The sequence below is a fragment of the Citrobacter sp. LJND-P06 genome, assembly GCF_058188415.1.
In genome coordinates, this window is the sequence record NZ_CP187317.1 from 4,272,200 (window position 1) to 4,289,711 (window position 17,512).

Sequence of the window (17,512 nt, forward strand, 5' to 3'; positions counted from 1 at the left end):
GATAAAAGACCTGTTTCTCTAATGCAGGTGTTATGCCATCTTTTAAAAACGCATTAAGATGCTGTTATTAAAGAATTTTAATAAAAAACACTCTCGATAAAATGCGTGAATTTCCGCACAGGTAAAAAAAGGTGAATATAAAACCGCACACATAAAAAAGGGGGCTTATCGCCCCCTGTTACATTGCCGTTAATTACTTAATGGCATTCCACAATGTCTCGCCGATTAATGCCGGGTTTCGTGTCCAGGCCATACCTGCTTGATCAAATGCACGGAATTTATCTTCGGCACTACCGCTACCACCAGAAATAATGGCACCGGCGTGTCCCATACGTTTTCCTTTCGGTGCAGTGACACCCGCAATATAACCAATGACCGGCTTGTTCATTTCGTGACGAATAAACTCTGCGGCGCGTTCTTCTGCATTCCCGCCAATTTCACCAATCATAATGACCGCATCGGTTTGCGGATCATCAGCAAATAAACGTAGCGCATCAATAAAGTTCGTTCCGGGAACCGGATCGCCGCCAATACCGATACAGGTCGACTGACCTAATCCCAGCGCGGTGGTCTGTGCCACGGCTTCGTAGGTTAATGTCCCTGAACGGGAAATAATGCCGATGCGTCCTGGACGATGAATATCGCCCGGCATAATCCCTATCTTACACGCTCCTGGTGTAATAATGCCTGGGCAGTTCGGGCCGATTAAACGGACGTCCGGGTGGCAATCCAGCAGGCGGCGTACTTTCACCATATCCAGCGTCGGAACGCCTTCGGTTATCACCACTATCAATTTAACGCCAGCTTCAACGGCCTCAACAACCGAATCCAGCACAAACGGCGCAGGCACATAAATCACGCTGGCATCCGCTTCTGTCTGTTTCATCGCCTCTTTCATCGAATTGAAAACGGGGCGATCCAGGTGCAGTTGCCCGCCTTTCCCTGGCGTGATGCCGCCGACGATGTTTGTGCCATACGCGATCGCCTGCTCGGTATGAAACGTCCCATTTTTACCGGTAATGCCCTGCACCAGAACCCGGGTATGCTTATCAATCAAAACGCTCACACTAACCTCCAGTTAATTCAGTAATGCGATAATGCGCTTAGCGGCATCATCCAGAGAGCCAACGGCTTCCACCGCGAGGCCGCTTTCCGCCAGCAAACGTTGCCCTTCGGCCGCATTATTGCCAGACAGACGTACAACGACCGGTAAGGTAATTTCCGTTTCCCGCAGGGAGTGAATGATGGCGCGGGCGATCATGTCGCAACGCACAATCCCACCGAAAATGTTGACCAGAATGGCCTGTACTTTGTCGTCAGAGACAATCAGCCTGAACGCTTCGCTGACGCGTTCCTGCGTCGCGCCGCCGCCCACATCGAGGAAGTTAGCCGGTTGCTCGCCATAGAGCTTAATGATGTCCATGGTCGCCATCGCAAGCCCGGCGCCATTGACCATGCAGCCGATATTGCCGTCCAGCGAGACATAGTTGAGATCGAGTTTCGCCGCCTGACTTTCGCGAGGGTCTTCCTGCGTTTCATCACGCATCGCCTGCAATTGTGGGTGGCGATACAGTGCGTTGTCATCTAACGACACTTTCGCGTCAGCGCACATAAATCCGCCGTCTTCACGCAGCACCAGCGGGTTAATTTCCAGCAGGGCAAAATCCAGTTCGTTAAAGGCCTTCCAGGCCTGATTCGCTAAACGGCTGAACGCCGGGAACAGGGCATTTTCAAGGTTCAAAACCGTGAACATCTCCCGAATATGGCAGGGTTGAATGCCCGTCAGCGGGTCTACGCTGACGCTGCCGATTTTCTCAGGCGTCTCATGCGCGACTTTTTCAATCTCGACCCCACCTTCCGGGCTGACAATAAACGTCACACACTGACTTTCACGATCCACCACCATGCCAAAGTAGAGTTCCTGGCGTACCGGGTAGATGTTTTCACACACCAGGATGCTGCTGACATACTGGCCTTCTGGCCCGGTCTGGTAGGTGACAAGCTGCGAGCCGAGCATCTGCTCAGCAAAGGCTTCAGCCTGCTGGAACTGCGTCAGCACCTTCACGCCGCCCGCTTTGCCGCGTCCTCCGGCATGTACCTGCGCTTTCAGCACCGCGCCTTTGCTTTCGCTGGCGATGCGGCTCCACGCGTCTGGCAACTCCGTAATATGGTGAATAGCAACTTCATTCGGGCATGGCATTCCCATGCCGGCCAGTAAGGATTTGGCCTGATACTCATGTAAATTCATAATGTCTCTCGGTGGTATTGAACGTTATCCGTGGAGCGCCTGTTTATTCAGCGCCATTGCCGCTTCGTGTATGACTTCACTCAACGTGGGATGCGCATGTACCGCGCAGGCGATATCTTCGCCCGAGGCGCTAAACGTCATCGCCAACCCAATTTCGTTAATCAGTTCAGAAGCCTGCGGGCCGATAATCGCCCCGCCCAGTACACGATCGGTGCGTTTGTCGGCGTAGAGCGTACAGCGCCCGCCATCCTGCCCCAGCGCCAGCGCGCGACCGTTGCCCGCAAACAGTGAATGACCTTTGTTGAAGTCGATACCGGAGGCTTTCAGCGTCGACTCACTTTCCCCCACCCACGCCACTTCCGGCTGGGTGTAAATCACCGAAGGGATCAGCGAGAAGTTGACCGGTTCGACGGGCAGTCCCGCGATTTGATCGGCCACGTTCAGGCCTTCCTCCATCGCTTTATGCGCCAGCATTGGCCCACGTACGACATCGCCAATCGCCCACAGACCGGGTTTTCCCGTGCGGCACAGCGCATCAACGTCAATGCCGCCGCGACCATTCGATGCCAGCCCCAGCGCCGCCAGATCAATCCCGGACAGACGCGGCTCACGGCCAATGGCGACAATCAGCTTGTCGACATGCGTTTCCTGTACGTTTTCGCCCTGCCGCCAGCGGATCACCACCTCGTCACCATGGCGTTCGACCGCATCAATGCTGACCCCGAACTGCATATCCAGACCGCTGGCAACCATCGCTTTACGCGCCTCGTTCGCCATTCTCGGCTCCAGGGCGGGCAGGAAGGTTTCCGCCATTTCCAGCAGCGTGACTTGTGCGCCTACGCGATTCCAGACAGAGCCAAGCTCCAGGCCGATCACCCCCGCGCCGATCACCCCCAGACGCGCCGGGCATTCGGTTAATGACAGCGCCCCGCGATTATCCAGAATGTGCGTGTTATCCGTCGCCACATCCGCAAGCTGGCGCGGCTGCGAACCGGTCGCAATCACCACATTTTTGGCGCTCACCGTCTGCTCGTTGACCTGCACTTGCCAGAGCCCCTCATGCTGTTCCCGCAACGTTGCCTGGCCGGAAATATGCGTCACCTTATTTTTTTCAAACAGCAGGCGGATCCCCTGCGTCAGGCGACGCACGATGGCGTCTTTGCGTTGGATCATCGAAGGAACGTCAAACGACACTTCCTTGACTTTAACGCCGTGAACTGCCGCTTCATGCTGGATCTGGGCAAACAGTTCGGACGATTGCAGCAGCGATTTTGACGGAATACAGCCGACGTTCAGGCAGGTGCCGCCCGGCGACGGTTCGCCTTGCGCGTTGACCCCATCATCAATACACACCACATTCAGCCCGCGCTGCGCCGCCCGCAGCGCGGCCACATATCCACCGGGGCCGCCGCCAATGACCGCGACGTCAAAAAATGGACTCATCACTCTTCTCCTTACAGATCCAGCAACAGTTGTTCTGGCGCTTCCAGCAGTTCACGGATCGCCACCAGCGTTTGCACCGCTTCTTGCCCATCGATAATGCGATGGTCATAGCTGAGGGCGAGGTACATCATCGGGCGAATCACGACCTGACCGTTTTCGGCAACCGGACGCGGGGTAATGGCGTGCATACCGAGAATGGCTGACTGCGGCGGGTTGATAATGGGCGTGGACATCATGGAGCCAAATGTGCCGCCGTTAGTGATAGAGAACGAGCCGCCCTGCAACGCTTCCAGCGGCAGTTTTCCTGCACGCGCCAGTGCGGCGTAATCGGCGATTTGCCGTTCGATATCGACAAGAGAAAGGGTTTGCGCATTGCGCAGCACCGGCACTACCAGCCCACGGTTGCTGCTGACCGCAATCCCGATGTCGCAGTAGTCGCGCCAGACAATGTCATTGCCCTCAACGCTGGCATTGACGATTGGAAAACGCTCAAGGGCGCGGGTGACGGCTTTCACGAAGAACGACATAAAGCCCAACTTCACGCCGTGTTTTTCGGCAAAGCGGTCTTTCCAGCGGGCTCGCAAATCCATCACGTTCTGCATATTCACTTCGTTGAACGTGGTCAGAATGGCGTTATCCCGTTGCGAGGCCAGCAGACGTTCGGCGATACGCGCGCGCAAACGTGACATGGGCTCGCGACGTTCCTCGCGAGAACCGGCGGGGGCGACAGGACGCGGGGTAGCCGGTGCCATCGTCGGCGCTGGTGCGGGTGCGGCAGGCTGAGCATGCTGCAGCACATCTTCTTTCAGGATGCGGCCCTGACGTCCACTCCCTGCAACTTCCGTAAGATTCACATTGCTGCGCTGAGCTTCAAGACGCGCAGCCGGCATGACCGTCGGTGCAACCTCTGCGATGACCACTTCGGCAGCGGCGGCCTGCGGCTCCAGATAAGCCAACAGTTGAGAAGAGCCCACCTCATTGCCTTCCTCGACCAGAATGCGCGTTAATACGCCATCCTGCGGCGCAGGGATTTCGAGGATCACTTTGTCCGTTTCCAGCTCTGCAACGACTTCGTCACGGCGCACGAAATCGCCTTCTTTTTTACACCACGTCGTCAACGTGCCTTCCGACACAGACTCCGGTAATTGAGGGACAGTAATTTCAATCATCAGATATTTTCCTTGTTATTTTTTTATGGCTGGATGTGCGCAAACGCATCCGCAAGAAAATCGTCAATTTGTTGTTTATGAACGCGGCCATAACCCGTTGCCGGTGCAGCGGCGGCCGGACGCCCCGCGTAATGCCAGAACGGTTTATCCAGCGCCAACGCCGTCAGTTCATGGTGAATTTGCCGCCACGCGCCCTGATTCTCCGGTTCTTCCTGTAGCCAAACCCAGCGTGAACACTGCGGCCATTGCGCCAGCACTGCGTTAAGCTCGTCGGTCGGGAACGGATAGAGCTGCTCGACGCGCACGATGGCCACGCACTCATCAAGACCACGCTGTTTACGGGCTTCCAGGGCGTCGTAATAGACCTGACCACTGCACAGAATGACCTGCTTAACCTGCGACGAATCGCGCGGGAAGGTGTCGGTAATGACCGGTTGGAAACTCCCGGAACTCAACGCGGAAAGCTCGCTCATCGCACCTTTAAATCGAAGTAAGCGCTTACTCATAAATACCACCAGCGGTTTGCGCATTGGGCGTAACGCTTGCCCGCGCAGCAGGTGGAACATTTGCGCTGAATCCCCTGGCATCACTACGTGCATGTTTTGTTCTGCACAGAGTTGCAGCCAGCGTTCAGGACGGCCCGAAGAGTGCTCCGGCCCCTGTCCGTCGTAGCCGTGCGGCAACAGAATGGTTAACCCGCTGTAGCGCCCCCATTTGGTTTCGCCTGAGCAGATAAACTGGTCGATGGCGATCTGCGCGCCATTGGCGAAATCACCAAACTGCGCTTCCCAAATCACCAGTTGCTGCGGTGCGGAGGTGGAGTAACCGTATTCCCAGGCCAGCAGCGCTTCTTCGTTCAATACGGAGTCAAAGACCTCGAAAGATGCCTGCCCCTCGCGGATATGCTGTAACGGCAGGTAGCGACCCGCTTGCGTCTGGTCATGCACCACGGCATGGCGATGGCTGAACGTGCCGCGTCCAGAATCTTCGCCGGATAACCGCACGCCGATGCCCTGATCGACCAGCGAGGCGTAAGCCAGCGTTTCTGCCATTCCCCAGTCCACCGGTTGGGTGCCTGCCGCCATCTCTTTGCGCAGGGCAAGCTGGCGTTTGATGGTGGGATGGGCGACCACGTCGTGTGGAAGTGTGGTGAGAAGGTCGCCGTAACGGGCCAGCTCTTCTGCCGACAGGGCGGTTTCCGGCTGCGCGCTCCACTGCGGATTGCTTAAACCCTCCCAGTTAGCGCTGAACGGATGCGTGGCATCCGGCACCGGCAGCGGATCGCGTTTCTGGCAGGCGTCCAGCCAGTCGCGATAGGCACTGACTTTTTCATCCTGCTGCGCGGGGGTCAGAACACCACGGCGGGAAAGCATCTCACCGTAGCGGGTTCGCGTTCCCGGATGACTGTCTACCGCCTGATACATCTGCGGTTGCGTCAGACGAGGTTCATCACTTTCGTTATGACCGTGCTTACGGAAACAGACCAGATCGATGACGATGTCGCGGTGGAAGGTATTTCGCCAGTCGCAGGCCAGCTCAATCGCCTGACAAACGGCGTCGACATCATCGCTGTTAACGTGGATCACCGGCGCCGCCACCATTTTGGCGATATCCGTGCAGTAGCGTGAGGAACGCATGTCCTGTAAACGGGCGGTGGTAAATCCGACCTGATTGTTGACAACCAGATGAACGGTGCCGCCAGTACCGTAGCCTGTGGTTTGCGACAGGTTAAAAGTGGTCTGGTTTACACCCAGCCCGCCGAGTGCGGAATCGCCATGAATCAATACGCCCATGACGCAAGCCTGGCCATTTTCGCCCCGCCGATTCTGCCGCGCCCGTACCTGCCCAAGTACCACCGGGTTAACGATTTCCAGGTGCGACGGGTTATAGGCCAGCGCAATGTGCAGCAATCCCGCCGGCGTCTGCATATTGGTGGAATACCCCATATGGTATTTCACATCACCAGAACCGGCGCCAATCGTCTGTTTTCCTTCGAATTCGGCAAACAGTTGCGCCGGATCTTTACCCAGTAAATTGATCAGTACGTTCAGACGCCCGCGATGCGCCATACCAATAACCAGCTCATCAACGCCCTGCTCACGTACACGTTTCGCCAGCGTAATCAGCGCCGGGATCGCGCTTTCCCCGCCTTCCAGCGAGAAACGTTTTTGACCGACGTAACGGGTATGCAGATAGCGTTCCAGCGTTTCTGCGGCCACCAGGTTTTCGAATCGCTCCAGACAGGTTTGCGCATCCGCCTGTGGCGCATTACTGCGCTCAATTCGTGCCAACAGCCAGGTGATTTCGTCGCGGTTATCCAGATGCGCCAGTTCATATGCGCGACTTCCCGCCCATGCCTGTTCCTGCATGGAGATAATCTGCTTAAGCGGCATCTGGGTACTGTGTTCGCCAAAGGTGACGTTAAATTCCTGGCGTAAATCGTCCTCCGTTAAACCCCAAAATGCAGGCGTCAGTTGCGGCACGTCGGGGAGTTCTACCAATGACAGCGGGTCCAGCTTCGCTCTGAGGTGTCCGAAATGTCGCCAGGCATGAATCAACTGCGTTACCGCAGCCTGTTTTTTTAATGCCGGGCCCGACGCCATTACCGCTGAACAGGTTTCAGTGGAAGACAATTCCTGAGAAATAAAAAAACGCCGCCAGTCTTCCGGGAGCTGTTCGGGTGATTGCAACCAGGTCTGGTAATACTCTTCAAGCCAGGTCGCATTGTCTCCATTGAGCAGCGTTCCGGGTGAGGTCATGTTCTCCATGTTGTTCTCCTGAGGGTCGTAGACTGCTGTTGTATTGCAGTATTCGTACCAACATGAAAAAACATGATTAATCAATATGTTAACAATAAATAGGAGTGAGAAAGTGAGTGGAAACAGGAACAGTCATGCGAGGGGTGGCTGGAGTTAGAAACACCGGAAGAAAAAGAGGCTGACCAGGCGCCAGCCTCACAGGCAGGAGATTACATTACAGCGGCAAACGCCTTCGCGACGCGCTGAACGTTACTGGCATTAAGACCGGCAACGCACATGCGTCCACTGGCGATCAGATAGACGCCAAACTCATCACGCAGGCGATCCACCTGAAGCGCGCTGAGGCCGGTATAGCTGAACATACCGCGCTGTTGCAGCAGATAGTCAAAGTTACGCCCTGGGATCTCGGTACTCAGAACTTTCACCAGCTCCTGACGCATCGCCAGAATGCGGGTTCGCATCGCTTCCACTTCCGCCAGCCAGCTCGCTTTCAGCGCATCATCACCCAATACTGCAGCAACTACCTGCGCGCCAAAATTCGGCGGGCTGGAGTAATTGCGACGTACCGTGGCTTTGAGCTGACCCAGCACGCGAGTGGCAGCGTCAGCGTCTTCACACACCACGGAAAGACCGCCGACACGCTCGCCATACAGAGAGAAAATCTTCGAGAAGGAGTTACTGACCAGCGCGGGCAGCCCGGCGCTGGCGATCGCGCGAATGGCGTACGCATCATCGTCCATACCCGCGCCAAAGCCCTGATAGGCGATGTCGAGGAAGGGGATCAGATCGCGGGCTTTCAGTATCTCAATGACCGCATCCCACTGCGCATGCGTTAAATCTGCGCCGGTTGGGTTATGGCAGCATGGATGCAGCAATACAATGCTGCGCGCCGGTAAGGTATCGAGCGTCGCCAGCAGGTCGTTGAAACGAACGCCGTTGGTCGCCTTGTCATACCAGGGGTAAGTACTTACTTCGAACCCGGCACCTTCAAAAATCGCAATGTGGTTTTCCCACGTCGGATCGCTGACCCACACGGCAGAGTCTGGAAAATAACGTTTCAGGAAATCAGCGCCCACTTTCAGCGCGCCTGACCCACCCAGCGTCTGGATCGTCGCGACACGCTGCTGCGCCAGCACAGGATGGTCAGCGCCAAACAACAGCGGGGCAATGGTGTGACGGTAGGTGTTCAGACCTTCCATCGGCAGATACAGCGAAGCGCCATGCGGCTGGGCATTGAGACGGGCTTCCGCCTCCGCGACTGCTTTCAGTTGCGGGATAATCCCTTCTTCGTTGTAGTACAGACCGATACTGAGGTTCACTTTGTCGCGACGCGCATCTTCTTTGAAGCGCTCCATGAGCGAAAGAATCGGGTCGCCTGCATAGGCGTCAACTTTTTGAAACACGCGAAGGTTCTCCAGGTTTACAGGCAGGGGGTAAAGACACAATAAACCGGAAGCGAGAGAAGATCGAGAGGATGTTTAGCTAAGAAGTACCGGATGGCGGCGCTTTCACGCCTTATCCGGCTTACGGTCAGTACAAATGGGTAGGCCGGATACGCGTCTGCGCCATCCGGCACACCGTGCGCTTAGTCGATATATTTCATCGCCACCCTTGAGGTCAGGCGCGTGATAAGTTCGTAAGCACTTACTTTTGTCATTTCAGCGATGCGTTCAACCGGCAGTCCGTCACCCCATAAAATGACCGGATCGCCCGCTTTATCCTGTGCCTCTGGCCCCAGGTCAACGCAGATCATATCCATCGCCACGCGGCCCACGATCGGGACTTCGCGACCGTTTACCAGCACTGGCGTACCGGAAGGCGCAGCTCGCGGGTAACCATCGCCGTACCCCATCGCCACCACGCCCATACGCGTGTCGCGTTCACTTCGCCAGGTTCCGCCGTAACCGACCGGCTCGCCCGCTTTATGTTCGCGTACGGCAATCAGGCTGGAGGTCAGCGACATCACCGGCTGGCAACCAAAATCGGCGCCCGTGGACTGGTTTTCCAGCGGTGAAACACCGTAGAGGATGATCCCCGGACGCGCCCAGTCAAAGTGAGACTGCGGCCACAGCAGGATCCCGCCAGAGGCCGCAATAGAACGCTGACCCGGTTTACCTTCACAGAAGGCGTTAAAAATATCGAGCTGCTGCTCGGTCGCACCGCATTCCGGTTCGTCTGCACGGGCAAAATGGCTGACGATGTTCACCGGCTGGCGCACATTTTTACACTGCGTCAGGCGTTGATAAAATGCCTCGGCCTGCTCGGGAAGGACACCCAGACGGTGCATACCGGTATCGAGTTTCATCCACACGGTCACCGGTTCATCCAGCACTGCCGACTCTAATGCGACGAGCTGTTCCTGATTGTGTACGGCGGTATGCAGATGCTGCGCGGAGATGGTCGGCAGATCGGCGGCGTCAAAAAAGCCTTCGAGTAACAGGATGGGTTGCGTGATCCCTCCTGCGCGCAGTCGCAGGGCTTCTTCGAGACGCGCGACGCCAAAGGCGTCAGCGTCGGGGAGCGTCCGCGCGGTCTCTAACAGACCGTGTCCGTAAGCGTTCGCTTTCACGACCGCAACCAGTTTGCTGGCAGGTGCCAGTTCACGCAGTCGTTGCAGGTTGTGTCGCAGAGCGCGGCGGTTAATCACAACAGTTGCCGCTTGCATTTCAAATCCTTATAAAAAGAATCGCCTAAATCGTTCGCGTGGCAGGACGGCGACAAGCCCAGGAATTCCCGGGAGCTTAGATAACTCAGTAACCGGGGATTCTCGGGCGTGTCAACGCGTCTGCGGCGTGAAGGATAACGGAGATTTATTCGTCGTCGTACTGCGGCCCCGCATAATTATCAAAACGCGACCACTGACCGTTAAATGTCAGACGTACCGTACCAATGGGGCCGTTACGTTGTTTACCAATAATAATTTCTGCGATGCCTTTTAAATCGCTGTTTTCGTGATAAACCTCGTCACGGTAGATAAACATGATCAAATCCGCATCCTGCTCAATGGAGCCAGATTCACGCAAATCGGAGTTAACCGGGCGTTTATCGGCACGTTGTTCCAGTGAACGGTTAAGCTGTGACAGCGCGACGACCGGAACATGAAGTTCTTTCGCTAACGCTTTGAGCGATCGGGATATTTCAGCGATCTCCAGTGTACGGTTGTCAGAAAGCGACGGCACGCGCATCAACTGAAGGTAGTCGATCATGATAAGCCCGATACCGCCGTGTTCGCGGGCGATACGGCGCGCGCGGGAGCGCACTTCCGTCGGTGTCAGGCCGGAGGAGTCATCAATATAAATATTGCGCTTTTCAAGCAAAATCCCCATGGTGCCGGAGATCCGCGCCCAGTCTTCATCGTCCAGTTGCCCGGTACGAATTTTGGTCTGATCCACGCGCGAAAGCGACGCCAGAGAACGCATCATAATCTGTTCTGAGGGCATCTCAAGAGAGAAGATAAGCACTGGCTTATCCTGCAACATCGCGGCATTTTCGACGAGGTTCATCGCAAATGTCGTTTTACCCATCGACGGACGCGCCGCAACGATGATCAGATCCGACGGCTGCAAACCCGCCGTCTTTTTATTGAGATCGTCATAACCGGTATTTACGCCGGTGACACCATCGTGCGGCTGCTGGAACAACTGTTCGATACGGGCAACGGTGGCATCCAGCACATCGGCGATGTTTTTTGGACCTTCGTCTTTATTGGCGCGACTTTCGGCGATTTTAAAGACGCGTGATTCTGCCAGATCGAGCAAGTCTTCACTGGAGCGCCCTTGCGGATCAAAGCCCGCATCCGCAATTTCATGGGCAACAGAAATCATGTCACGAACAACGGCGCGTTCACGGACGATATCAGCATACGCGCTGATGTTCGCCGCACTTGGCGTATTTTTGGATAGCTCCGCCAGGTAAGCAAATCCGCCGACGCTGTCCAGTTGCCCTTGTACTTCCAGCGATTCCGCCAGGGTGATCAGGTCGATAGGCTTGCCCATCTCCTGTAAGCGGTGCATTTCGGTAAAAATGTGACGGTGCGGGCGGGTGTAAAAGTCTTCCGCCACAACGCGCTCAGCCACATCGTCCCAGCGTTCGTTATCCAGCATTAAACCGCCCAACACCGACTGTTCCGCTTCAATCGAGTGCGGCGGCACTTTCAGCCCGGCAACCTGCAGATCGCGGTCACGAGCTTCAGTCTGTTGTTTGTTGAAGGGTTTATTTCCTGCCATAGTGAATGGAGTTACCGAGATAAAGAGTGGGTCGAAAGATTACCATATAAGTAGACCCTAACGATACGTTCTGGAGGAAGCATGGCAACACGAATTGAATTTCACAAGCATGGTGGCCCTGACGTACTAAAAGTGGTGGACTTTATGCCCGCAGACCCGGCGGAGAACGAAATCCAGGTCGAAAATAAAGCCATTGGCATTAACTATATTGATACCTATATTCGCAGTGGCCTGTACCCGCCTCCCTCGTTACCCAGTGGATTAGGCACCGAAGCGGCGGGGATTGTCAGTAAAGTCGGCAGCAACGTCAAACATCTCAAGGCCGGCGACCGCGTCGTTTATGCCCAGTCAGCGCTCGGGGCCTACAGTTCTGTGCACAATGTCCCAGCCGATAAAGCCGCCATTTTACCGAACGCTATCTCTTTCGAGCAGGCGGCGGCCTCTTTTCTGAAAGGTTTAACCGTCTTTTATCTGCTGCGCAAAACCTATGAAATCAAACCCGATGAGCCTTTTTTATTCCACGCAGCCGCAGGCGGCGTAGGGTTGATTGCCTGTCAGTGGGCGAAAGCGCTGGGCGCTAAGCTTATCGGTACGGTTGGCAATGCGCAAAAAGCGCAGCGGGCTTTGCAGGCGGGCGCCTGGCAGGTGATCAACTACCGTGAAGAAAACATTGTCGATCGGGTCAAAGAGATAACCGGCGGCAAAAAAGTGCAGGTGGTTTACGACTCCGTTGGCAAAGATACGTGGGAAGCTTCGCTGGATTGTCTGCAACGTCGCGGCCTGATGGTCAGTTTTGGTAATGCATCAGGGCCAGTCACCGGTGTTAACTTAGGTATCCTGAATCAGAAAGGCTCGCTGTATACGACGCGTCCTTCTCTGCAAGGGTATATCACCAATCGTGATGAACTCACCGAGGCCAGTAATGAGCTGTTCTCGCTGATTGCCAGTGGCGTTATTAAGGTCGATGTCGCAGAGGATCAGAAGTATGCGCTGAAAGATGCACAGCGCGCGCATCAGGCGCTGGAGAGCAGAACAACGCAGGGTTCAAGCCTGCTCATTCCGTAATGGTGTAGAAAGAAATTGGGCTTCCACATGGGAAGCCCTTTCTTTTTTTAGTTCGGCTGTATGTAGGGTACAGCTCGATGAATTCGTTAGACGCGCAATAGTGACAGATTTGATAATCAATTCCTAATGGGTTCTAAGAGCAAAGTTTCAGGTTGTGACCCATCCCTCACATCTTTAGTAACGCCAACGGTTATTACGCTGATATTGTGGGATTTTCGGTGCTTTTATCGCCTTAATGACCCACACCACCGCAATGGCCAGTAGCAGCCAGGGCAGCAGTTTGAACATCAACGCAAACAGCCCCCCAAAAACATCACCACCGTCGCCACGACCAACGCGGCCAGAACGCCCAACAGGGAAACCCCCGTCGCCATCAACACGATGAAAAATCCAATGACAAACAGTAGTTCCAGCATGATGCTCCCCCCTAATGAAATCTGCACAGACCATTACAAGAAACATGCCAAAAATTAACGCATTGATTTAAAAGCAAAACACCCCGCAATATTGTGCAGGGCGTGGTGAATTTGACCAGGTTTTAGTGAAAAATTAACGCTTATCCGCCACCAGTTTCAGCGCATGCTCCAGCACGTTGATATCGGCACCGGCTTTATGGGCATTTTCACTCAGGTAGCGACGCCACTGACGCGCTCCCGGAATCCCCTGGAACAGACCCAGCATATGGCGGGTGATATGGCCCAGATAGGTGCCGTTACTGAGTTCTCGCTCAATATACGGGTACATCGCGCGCACCACTGCCACCGGATCGGCATCGGCCGTCGTCGCACCAAAAATCTCACGGTCGACAGAGGCCAGAATACCCGGGTTTTGATAGGCTTCGCGCCCGACCATCACGCCGTCCATGTGCTGCAAATGCGCTTTCGCCTCTTCCAGCGATTTAATGCCGCCGTTGATCGACATCGTCAGATGCGGAAAATCACGCTTCAATTGGTAGACGCGCGGGTAATCCAGCGGCGGGATCTCCCGGTTTTCTTTCGGGCTAAGGCCAGAAAGCCAGGCTTTGCGCGCGTGGATGATAAACATCTCGCATTCACCCTTACCCGCAACCGTCGTGATGAAATCACAGAGAAACTCGTAGCTGTCCTGATCGTCAATACCGATACGGGTTTTGACCGTCACCGGAATCGACACCACATCACGCATCGCCTTCACGCAGTCCGCCACCAGTTGCGCGTTGCCCATCAGACAAGCGCCGAACATGCCGTTTTGTACGCGGTCGGAAGGGCAGCCCACGTTGAGATTGATTTCATCATAACCGCGCTCTTGTGCCAGCTTCGCACACTGCGCCAGCGCAGCAGGGTCGCTACCGCCCAGTTGCAGCGCGATGGGATGCTCTTCGTCGCTGTACGCCAGATAATCGCCCTTGCCATGGATGATTGCGCCGGTCGTGACCATTTCGGTATAGAGCAGCGTCTGGCGGGAGAGCAAGCGCAGGAAATAGCGGCAATGCCTGTCCGTCCAGTCGAGCATCGGCGCGATAGAAAAACGATGAGCAGGCAAAACGGGGGACGAAGTTTCTGGCATGGCAATTAATTAAGCATTCTGAAAAAGGGGCGCTACTATAGCATAAAGCAAAACCAGAGAGGCAAGACCGCACGCAGATGGCTGCATTGCGTGTGAGCCGGGCCGACGGCGCAGACCGTCCCAGCCCGAGGATCAACGCCCAGGAACGGTGCTATTTTCGCCCTGGTTTTCCGTCATGCGGGCCAAAAAACTGCGGCGGATGGTCAACCCAGCGGTCTTCTCGTGTGGCGGCATATACCGGATTAATCGGGTAATAGATGCGGTTGTGCTTTTTATTCGCCTCTCCGACGACCAGCAGGCGAACCTCTGCGCTGGTGTTATTGATAAAGGTGTGGCACACCCCTGTTCCAGCCGGAAAACCAACGCTGTCTCCGGGTTCTAATTTCCACAGATAGCCGTTTATCCAGACTTCGGGATAACCTTCCAGCACATAAATGAACTCCTCTTCGTCGCTTTCCGCATGTGGATATGAGGTACGGCGACCCGGCGGGAGGCGTTCATGGTGAATGCCAAGCCGACGCAATCCGAGCGTTCGCGCCAGCGGCGCGCCGATGGAAAATAGCTCATCGCTACCCGGATAGGTAGAGTCATCAGCGCCTTCTGCGTCGCGCCAGTGACGAATGCAATCAGGTCTTTTCATTTTGCTTTTCCAGGATGCAATGGGTCAGGTATAGCACACCGCGGGGGATCTCGGTGTTTTTAGAAGAACATGATAAAGTAAGGGATTAACGTTTCACGTACTCCGGGGTGCCAAATGGAAAAGACCACAAGACAAGACCTATTGGCGCAAGCTGAGAAACTCTGCGCACAGCGCAATGTGCGACTTACTCCTCAGCGCCTCGAAGTGTTGCGTTTGATGAGCCTGCAACAAGGGGCAATCAGCGCCTATGATCTGTTGGATCTGCTACGTGAAACAGAGCCGCAGGCCAAGCCGCCTACGGTGTATCGTGCGCTCGATTTTTTGCTCGAGCAAGGCTTTGTTCACAAGGTCGAATCCACCAATAGCTATGTGCTCTGCCATCTGTTCGATCAGCCGACCCACAGTTCAGCCATGTTCATTTGTGACCGCTGCGGCGTGGTGAAAGAAGAAAGCGCTGAAGGCGTGGAAGATATTATGCATACGCTGGCGGCCCAAATGGGGTTTGCCCTGCGTCATAACGTGATTGAAGCGCACGGATTATGCCCGGCGTGCGTCGAAGTTGAAGCGTGTCGCCATCCAGAAGAGTGCCAGCACGATCATTCGATTCTGGTGAAGAAAAAACCGCGTTAAGCGGGTTGGGCGGCAAACCGCCCAATGGACTGTACATCCTTGTACTTTCGGGTCGCGGTGGCTGATTACCAGCGGTATTTATTACGTGCTTCCCAGTCGCTCACTTCCTTTTCCGCCTTGTCTCTGGCGTAACCGTAGCGTTCCTGAACCTTACCGACCAACTGGTCACGCTTACCTTCAATGACCGTCATATCATCATCGGTCAGCTTGCCCCATTGCTCTTTCACTTTCCCTTTGAACTGTTTCCAGTTACCGCTGACTTCGTCTTTATTCATCATCGAGTCCTCATGATTAGTGGTGATTAGCGATATTGCTTCGCCCAAATACACTACGTTTTCTGCTGGACGTGAGATTAATTGTAGTCAGTTACCCCATGTTCATTTTGATATTCGGAATTTTTAACCATCAAGCTTGGGAAAACCAGGTTCCGTGTCGCCAGTGACGCCGCCAGATCCAGGCCAGCGAGAGTCCACGGAGCGCCAGAAAAACGGCTAACGCCAGCCACAGTCCATGATTGCCCAGCCAGGGTAATGCACACAGCGTGAGTGCAAATCCCAGCGCCGCAACGGCCATGCTGTTGCGCATTTCCGCCGCACGCGTGGCCCCGATAAACATGCCATCCAGCAAATAACACCAGACACCGATTAACGGCAACACCACCTGCCAGATAAGGTAGCGATCGGCTAAAAGCTGAATTTGTGGCAACGACGTCAGCAACGCGATGATGTGTTCGCCCGCCAGGGCATAAACGAGAGCAAACAGCAGCGCCACAATCCCTGACTGTCGACATGCCGCACGCCAGACATCCAGCAACTGACTGCCGTCACGGGCGCCATACGCCTGCCCGGAATGTGCTTCGACTGCATAAGCAAATCCATCAAGGGCATAGGCGGTAAAGGTCAGCAGGGTCATCAGAACAGCATTCACCGCAATGATATCGCTGCCCAGTCGCGCCCCGAGAACCGTGATCGCGCCAAAGCACAGTTGCAGCAACAACGAACGCAGCATGATATCCCGGTTAAGCGCCAGCAAACGGCGGAAATTCCCCCGCCAGGCCTGTTTCAGCATCATGGATGACACGCCGCGCAATCTAAGCACTTTGCGCACCATCAACAGCCCAAGCAACAACGTGGCATACTCAGCAATCACCGTCGCCAGCGCTGCGCCCTGCACGTTCATATGCAAGCCCATCACCAGCCACAGATCGAGCACAATATTGAGAATGTTGCCGACAACCAGCAGGATCACCGGCGCACGGGCATACTGAACGCCCAGCAGCCAGCCCAGCAGCACCAGATTCGCCAGCGATGCCGGGGCGCTCAGCCAGCGGATCTCCAGAAAACGCCGCGCCTGTACCAGCACGGCTTCATTTCCACCGACGATATGCAATGCAAGATCGATGATTGGCGTGCGGAACAGCGCGATTAAGGTGCCCGCCCCCAGCGCCAGAATCAGTGGCTGCACCAGCGCACGCGCCAGCGCCTGGGGGTTTTTGGCGCCAAATGCCTGAGCCGTCAGCCCGGTGGTGCTCATGCGTAAGAAAAGCAACAACATGAAAAGAAAACTGGTTGCCGTTGCGCCCACAGCAACGCCGCCCAGATACACAGGGCTGTCCAGATGCCCAATCACCGCAGTATCGACCAGTCCCAGCAAGGGAACGGTGATATTGGAGAAGATCATCGGTAATGCGAGACACCAGAGTGCTTTGTCGGAAGAGGTAAAGAAAGGCATGCGGGAAAGCCTGAGAAGGAGTGATAAAAAAGAAGTTAGATCGTCAGATGATGGCG

Annotated in this window: 14 protein-coding genes and 1 pseudogene; 2 read left to right on the forward strand and 13 right to left on the reverse strand. The window is 55.3% G+C overall.

Annotated features, from left to right (window positions below; genetic code table 11):
• Positions 1 to 193: 193 nt before the first annotated feature.
• The 8 genes from sucD to dnaB all read right to left on the reverse strand — a co-directional run bounded on the left by sucD (position 194) and on the right by dnaB (position 11,845).
• Entirely contained in the window at positions 194 to 1,066 is an 873-nt protein-coding gene (gene sucD, locus ACO7SM_RS20170; protein ID WP_162381770.1) for a succinate--CoA ligase subunit alpha, read from the reverse strand.
• Positions 1,067 to 1,078: 12 nt separating this feature from the next.
• A complete protein-coding gene (gene sucC / locus ACO7SM_RS20175) occupies positions 1,079 to 2,248 on the reverse strand; it encodes an ADP-forming succinate--CoA ligase subunit beta (RefSeq protein WP_490468975.1) in 1,170 nt (389 codons plus the stop codon).
• A gap of 24 nt (positions 2,249 to 2,272) precedes the next feature.
• Entirely contained in the window at positions 2,273 to 3,691 is a 1,419-nt protein-coding gene (gene lpdA / locus ACO7SM_RS20180; RefSeq protein ID WP_490468976.1) for a dihydrolipoyl dehydrogenase, read from the reverse strand.
• A gap of 11 nt (positions 3,692 to 3,702) precedes the next feature.
• Positions 3,703 to 4,860, reverse strand: coding sequence for a 2-oxoglutarate dehydrogenase complex dihydrolipoyllysine-residue succinyltransferase (gene odhB, locus ACO7SM_RS20185; RefSeq protein ID WP_490468977.1), 1,158 nt, complete (start codon positions 4,858 to 4,860; stop codon positions 3,703 to 3,705).
• Between the two features lie 23 nt (positions 4,861 to 4,883).
• Positions 4,884 to 7,628 (reverse strand): 2-oxoglutarate dehydrogenase E1 component, encoded by a 2,745-nt coding sequence (locus tag ACO7SM_RS20190; RefSeq protein ID WP_490468978.1) that lies wholly within the window; start codon positions 7,626 to 7,628, stop codon positions 4,884 to 4,886.
• Between the two features lie 200 nt (positions 7,629 to 7,828).
• A complete protein-coding gene (gene tyrB / locus ACO7SM_RS20195) occupies positions 7,829 to 9,022 on the reverse strand; it encodes an aromatic amino acid transaminase (RefSeq protein WP_490468979.1) in 1,194 nt (397 codons plus the stop codon).
• 182 nt (positions 9,023 to 9,204) lie between these two features.
• A complete protein-coding gene (alr, locus tag ACO7SM_RS20200) occupies positions 9,205 to 10,284 on the reverse strand; it encodes an alanine racemase (RefSeq protein ID WP_490468980.1) in 1,080 nt (359 codons plus the stop codon).
• Positions 10,285 to 10,429: 145 nt separating this feature from the next.
• Complete coding sequence (dnaB, locus tag ACO7SM_RS20205; RefSeq protein WP_490468981.1) at positions 10,430 to 11,845, reverse strand: replicative DNA helicase; 1,416 nt, start codon at positions 11,843 to 11,845, stop codon at positions 10,430 to 10,432.
• Between the two features lie 81 nt (positions 11,846 to 11,926).
• On the opposite strand from dnaB, the gene ACO7SM_RS20210 reads away from it, so the two are divergent.
• Positions 11,927 to 12,910 carry a quinone oxidoreductase gene (locus tag ACO7SM_RS20210; protein WP_203359293.1) on the forward strand — a complete coding sequence of 328 codons (984 nt, stop codon included), beginning with the start codon at positions 11,927 to 11,929 and terminating at the stop codon, positions 12,908 to 12,910.
• Positions 12,911 to 13,084: 174 nt separating this feature from the next.
• Here ACO7SM_RS20210 and pspG read toward each other — a convergent pair.
• The 3 genes and pseudogenes from pspG to ACO7SM_RS20225 form a co-directional block, all read right to left on the reverse strand.
• A pseudogene (pspG, locus tag ACO7SM_RS20215) lies at positions 13,085 to 13,326 on the reverse strand (envelope stress response protein PspG).
• A 133-nt stretch (positions 13,327 to 13,459) separates the two neighbouring features.
• Entirely contained in the window at positions 13,460 to 14,455 is a 996-nt protein-coding gene (gene dusA / locus ACO7SM_RS20220; RefSeq protein ID WP_490468982.1) for a tRNA dihydrouridine(20/20a) synthase DusA, read from the reverse strand.
• A 151-nt stretch (positions 14,456 to 14,606) separates the two neighbouring features.
• Complete coding sequence (locus ACO7SM_RS20225) at positions 14,607 to 15,095, reverse strand: cupin domain-containing protein (protein WP_490468983.1); 489 nt, start codon at positions 15,093 to 15,095, stop codon at positions 14,607 to 14,609.
• Positions 15,096 to 15,209: 114 nt separating this feature from the next.
• Here ACO7SM_RS20225 and zur point away from each other — a divergent pair, with 114 nt between their 5' ends.
• Positions 15,210 to 15,725, forward strand: coding sequence for a zinc uptake transcriptional repressor Zur (gene zur, locus ACO7SM_RS20230; RefSeq protein ID WP_490468984.1), 516 nt, complete (start codon positions 15,210 to 15,212; stop codon positions 15,723 to 15,725).
• Between the two features lie 65 nt (positions 15,726 to 15,790).
• Here the strand turns inward: zur and ACO7SM_RS20235 are convergent, their stop codons facing one another.
• Positions 15,791 to 16,000, reverse strand: a complete 210-nt coding sequence (locus ACO7SM_RS20235) for a CsbD family protein (RefSeq protein WP_490470991.1) — start codon at positions 15,998 to 16,000, stop codon at positions 15,791 to 15,793.
• A gap of 130 nt (positions 16,001 to 16,130) precedes the next feature.
• Complete coding sequence (dinF, locus tag ACO7SM_RS20240; protein WP_490468985.1) at positions 16,131 to 17,456, reverse strand: MATE family efflux transporter DinF; 1,326 nt, start codon at positions 17,454 to 17,456, stop codon at positions 16,131 to 16,133.
• Between the last annotated feature and the right edge of the window lie 56 nt (positions 17,457 to 17,512).

Excerpts from the sequence above, each read along its gene's own strand:
- sucC (WP_490468975.1), bottom strand. The coding sequence starts at position 2,248 with ATGAATTTACATGAGTATCAGGCCAAATCCTTACTGGCCGGCATGGGA.
- lpdA (WP_490468976.1), bottom strand. The coding sequence starts at position 3,691 with ATGAGTCCATTTTTTGACGTCGCGGTCATTGGCGGCGGCCCCGGTGGA.
- odhB (WP_490468977.1), bottom strand. The coding sequence starts at position 4,860 with ATGATTGAAATTACTGTCCCTCAATTACCGGAGTCTGTGTCGGAAGGC.
- ACO7SM_RS20190 (WP_490468978.1), bottom strand. The coding sequence starts at position 7,628 with ATGGAGAACATGACCTCACCCGGAACGCTGCTCAATGGAGACAATGCG.
- alr (WP_490468980.1), bottom strand. The coding sequence starts at position 10,284 with ATGCAAGCGGCAACTGTTGTGATTAACCGCCGCGCTCTGCGACACAAC.
- dnaB (WP_490468981.1), bottom strand. The coding sequence starts at position 11,845 with ATGGCAGGAAATAAACCCTTCAACAAACAACAGACTGAAGCTCGTGAC.
- ACO7SM_RS20210 (WP_203359293.1), top strand. The coding sequence starts at position 11,927 with ATGGCAACACGAATTGAATTTCACAAGCATGGTGGCCCTGACGTACTA.
- dusA (WP_490468982.1), bottom strand. The coding sequence starts at position 14,455 with ATGCCAGAAACTTCGTCCCCCGTTTTGCCTGCTCATCGTTTTTCTATC.
- ACO7SM_RS20225 (WP_490468983.1), bottom strand. The coding sequence starts at position 15,095 with ATGAAAAGACCTGATTGCATTCGTCACTGGCGCGACGCAGAAGGCGCT.
- zur (WP_490468984.1), top strand. The coding sequence starts at position 15,210 with ATGGAAAAGACCACAAGACAAGACCTATTGGCGCAAGCTGAGAAACTC.
- ACO7SM_RS20235 (WP_490470991.1), bottom strand. The coding sequence starts at position 16,000 with ATGAATAAAGACGAAGTCAGCGGTAACTGGAAACAGTTCAAAGGGAAA.
- dinF (WP_490468985.1), bottom strand. The coding sequence starts at position 17,456 with ATGCCTTTCTTTACCTCTTCCGACAAAGCACTCTGGTGTCTCGCATTA.